1 protein-coding gene is annotated in these 3,993 nt (G+C 57.7%); it reads right to left on the bottom strand.

Features of this window, described 5'->3' with window-relative positions:
- Window positions 1-265: 265 nt before the first annotated feature.
- On the bottom strand, window positions 266-3,043 hold the full coding sequence (locus PG062_RS15765) for a glycoside hydrolase family 2 TIM barrel-domain containing protein (protein WP_270753009.1): 2,778 nt from the start codon (window positions 3,041-3,043) through the stop codon (window positions 266-268).
- Between the last annotated feature and the right edge of the window lie 950 nt (window positions 3,044-3,993).

Raw genomic sequence — 3,993 nt, 5'->3', positions numbered from 1 at the left:
AAGCACCGCTCCGGCGGCTGCGGCACGGCATCTGCGTTGCCAAAATGCTCGATAATATCGGGTTGCGGTACCCGCATCGTGCTTCGGGGGCAAAAGCCCCTCGCACTCTGCGACCGCTGCCCCTGCTTCGGTTCGCTGTTTCCGCCACTGGCGGCGCTCACCTTTGCAGCATCCAGTATTATCTGCACTTTTGGCTTAGCAGCTGCCGCACCTCGCTCGCCGTATCGGCACTTAGAATTATGCGGTATTGCCCTAACTTCCACGTTTACAGCACAATGCGGAAACTTACACTGTGGTCTTCCTCGCCAGAAACATGGTAAGGCTCTTCCACATCGGTGCCCCAGCTGTCAATGCCGCCAACGCCGCGCACTGCGCCCAGCACCATCACACTGGTGCGGCCGGTCGCGGGCAGCTCCGTAATGTGCTGCGCCGCCTCGATCTCCTGCGCCGTGTTGGGCAGCGCGCTGAACGCAAATGGTGCATCCACCTGCTGCAAGGTCAGCGTGGCAGTCGTGTGGCCGCAGGCATCCCGCTGTTCCAGCATGGCCTGCCGCGTCTGCATGTGCATGCCGCAGTCCTGCGGAACCAGATGTGGCTCCACATGCGGGGTTTCCTCATGGCAGCCGAACACACCGCCCTTATAGCGGTCCGGGTAGGTTTCGCCGGAAAGCCCGGTCCACACCGTGCGGGTCACCGGGCCAAAGGTTTCAAATTTCACACCAAAACAGGGCAGCTCCGGCGCACCGGCTACGCCGTGGTAAACGGCATCCACCCGCAATGCGCTCTGTGCTTCCACAGTGTAGACCAGCTCTGCGCTGGCCCCCGGCACAGTGGGAATGCCAAACTGGAACTGCACCTTTACGCAGTCGGGACCTGCTTCCAGCACCTTCATGCCGCTATATGTTACAAACACATCCGCCGCCATCCAGGCCGCCGCGCGCAGCGGGAAGCCGCATCCGCGGTCATTGTCGGTGGAGGCCCGCCAGAACGCCGGGCGCGGTGCGCGCCACAGCCATTCGGTGCCGTTCACCTTCAGCGATGCCGGACCAGCCCCCGCAATGGAGAAAAGCATCTCAAAGTTTTTGCCCTTTACGCCCAGGTTGCCGTCGCCCTGGGTCACCACCAGGGGGTAGGCGCGGCGGCTCTGCCAGGCTTCGGCCAGCGTACGGTCTGCCTGTGCTGCCGCAGCAGCGTTGACGGTATCCTGCGCCGCACGGTCCGCCGGGCTGGCGTACCAGTAACGCACATCCTGCATGGCGGGCTTCTCTGCGCCATCGGCGTATACAATGCCGTTGCCGCTGAAGTTATAATCCGTCGTCCGCTCGCCAAAATCGCCGCCATAGCCCAGTACCTTGCGGCCCATGACGTCTGTATGCCAGATGGCCTGGTCCATGTAGTCCCAGATAAAGCCGCCCTGGTACTGCGGGTATTCTTCCGCCAGCTTCACATAGCTTTCCATTCCGCCCAGAGAGTTGCCCATATCGTGCATGTATTCGCACAGGATGAACGGCTTTTCCGGCTTGGATTCCAGATATTCCCGGATTTCCCACGGCTTGGCGTACATCCGGCTTTCCATATCGGTAATGGCCGCAAACGCGCGGTTATGCACCACACCTTCATAATGCACCAGACGGCTGGGGTCCTTGGCGTGGAAAAACTGCGTCATGGCCAGAATATCCTCGCCCGCATAGCTTTCGTTGCCGCAGGACCAGATCAGCACAGCGGCGTGGTTTTTGTCGCGCTCCAGCATGCTGCGGGCACGGTCCACCACACAGTCTTTCCATTCCGGCAGGCCGCCCGGCACATTCCAGCTGGGTTCGATCGCGCCCAGCTTCTGCCAGCTGCCGTGGCTTTCCAGGTTGGTTTCATCGATCATGTAAATGCCGTTTTTGTCGCACAGATCATACCACAGGCTCTGATCCGGGTAATGGCAGGTGCGCACAGCGTTGATGTTGTTGGCTTTCAGCACGGCCATGGCGGCGTTCATATCATCCGCATCAATAGCGCGGCCCTTTTCGGGGTTCCATTCGTGGCGGTTTACACCGTTGAACACCACACGCTCCCCATTCAGGCACATGATGCCGTCCTTCATCTCAAAGCGGCGGAAACCGATGTCATAGGGCACCACTTCCTGCACGGTGCCCTGTGCATCTTTCAGCGTCAGCTCTGCATGGTACAGCACCGGGGTCTTGTGGCTCCACGGCTGAATCCCCTCCAACTCAATCGTGTCCCCCGTCACAGGGCCTTCATACAGGGCATAGCCCTCCGGGTCGGTCAGGCGCAAAGTCACACTGACCCCTTCGGTCTCTCCATCCAGCTTCAGCTCCGGGGTCAGCAGACCAGTGGTGTTGTCCTCGCTCAGGTCCGCTTTCAGCCAGATGTCCGCCAGATGCACCGCCGGTTTGGCGTACAGGTATACCGGGCGGAACATGCCGGAGAAGCGGAAAAAGTCCTGGTCCTCGATCCATGCTGCACTGCTGCGCTTGTACACTTCCACGCAGATGCGGTTGCCGGTTTCTTTGATGTACGGCGTCAGGTCAAATTCCGAGGGGGTAAAGCTGTCCTCGGCATAGCCCACGAACTTGCCATTGCACCACAGGTACATGGCCTGTTCCACACCCTGGAAGCTGATGCATACCCGCTGCCCGCGCAGCCCGGCATCCAGATCAAATTCCCGCGCATAGCTGCCAACGGGATCATCGTTCAAATCCACCTGCGGCGGCCGCAGCGCACTGCGTCCATCCCACGGGTACAGCGTGTTGGTGTATTGCAGCTGACCATAGCCCTGGGTCTCCATATGGCCCGGCACACGGATGGTACCAAAGCCCGAAAGATCCGCTCCTTCGCGCCAGAAATCCGCCGGGCGCTGGGCCGGGCAGCTGCTCCATACAAAGCGCCACATGCCGTCCAGCGGCTGGCGCAGGCTGCTGTGGCGCTGCGCGGCTTCCTGCACAGTACGGTAGCATACATGGTCCGAATGGGCATCCAGCCGGTTCACGGCAAACACAGTCGGGTCACTTAACCAGTTCAGTTCCGGTGTCATGATAATATTGCTCCTTTTATTTCTGCCTAAGGTGTATCTGAAAACAAAGAAAATGACGGATATTTCGCAAACACAAGCAGGATTTTAAGGCAAAGAGCCGCAGGAATCCTTTGTGGATTCCAAGGGCAATACCGCATAATTCTAAGTGCCGATACGGCGAGCGAGGTGCGGCAGATGCCAAGCCAAAAGCGCAGATAATACTGGATGCTGCAAAGGTGAGCACCGCCAGTGGCGGAAACAGCGAACCGAAGCAGGGGCAGCGGTCGCAGAGTGCGAGGGGCTTTTGCCCCCGAAGCACGATGCGGGTACCGCAACCCGACATTATCGAGCATTTTGGCAACGCAGCTGCCGTGCCGCAGCTGCCGGAGCGGTGCTTAAGCCGCAAGGCGGGAATTGTGCGGTGTTGCCCAAGGCTTTTTTAACGCATAATCCCGCTGCGTTTGTAGAAATAGACGATATTTTCGACTTTTTCAGATACCCCCTAAGGGATATCTGAAACAGACTGAATGCTCGACTTTCCAGACACACCTTAAGTACAGAGTTAATTTTTATCCGTTTCGCATTGCCGCAAAACGATTTTGATACTTGCATCCGCCGCCGCAATGTGGTAATATGATTAAAGCGTAATCTTTCGTTCCATCTGCAATGCTTTTTACAGCGGCTTTGCACCTGCTTTTGTACGTTCTACTGCCAGTCTAACACACAAAATGTACCCGGTCAACAACGGTTTGTTTTCTGTACAAAAAGCTGGTTTTTTCTCCATCCGGAACATGTCAGCATGGCGTTTTCTCAATATATGCGATCATAGCTCAGCTGGATAGAGCACTGGCCTCCGACAACTGCGATACGGCAGGTTTTAGGCTCGTTTTTGCTCGATGCAGCGTGATTTGTACTTGCAAAACTGCGGTGGTCAACGGTAGTCAGACCACGAATTGACCACTATTGGAAAT

Source organism: Gemmiger qucibialis (assembly GCF_027689445.1).
Lineage (GTDB): Bacteria > Bacillota > Clostridia > Oscillospirales > Ruminococcaceae > Gemmiger > Gemmiger qucibialis.
This window is presented reverse-complemented; position numbering and strand designations above follow the sequence as displayed.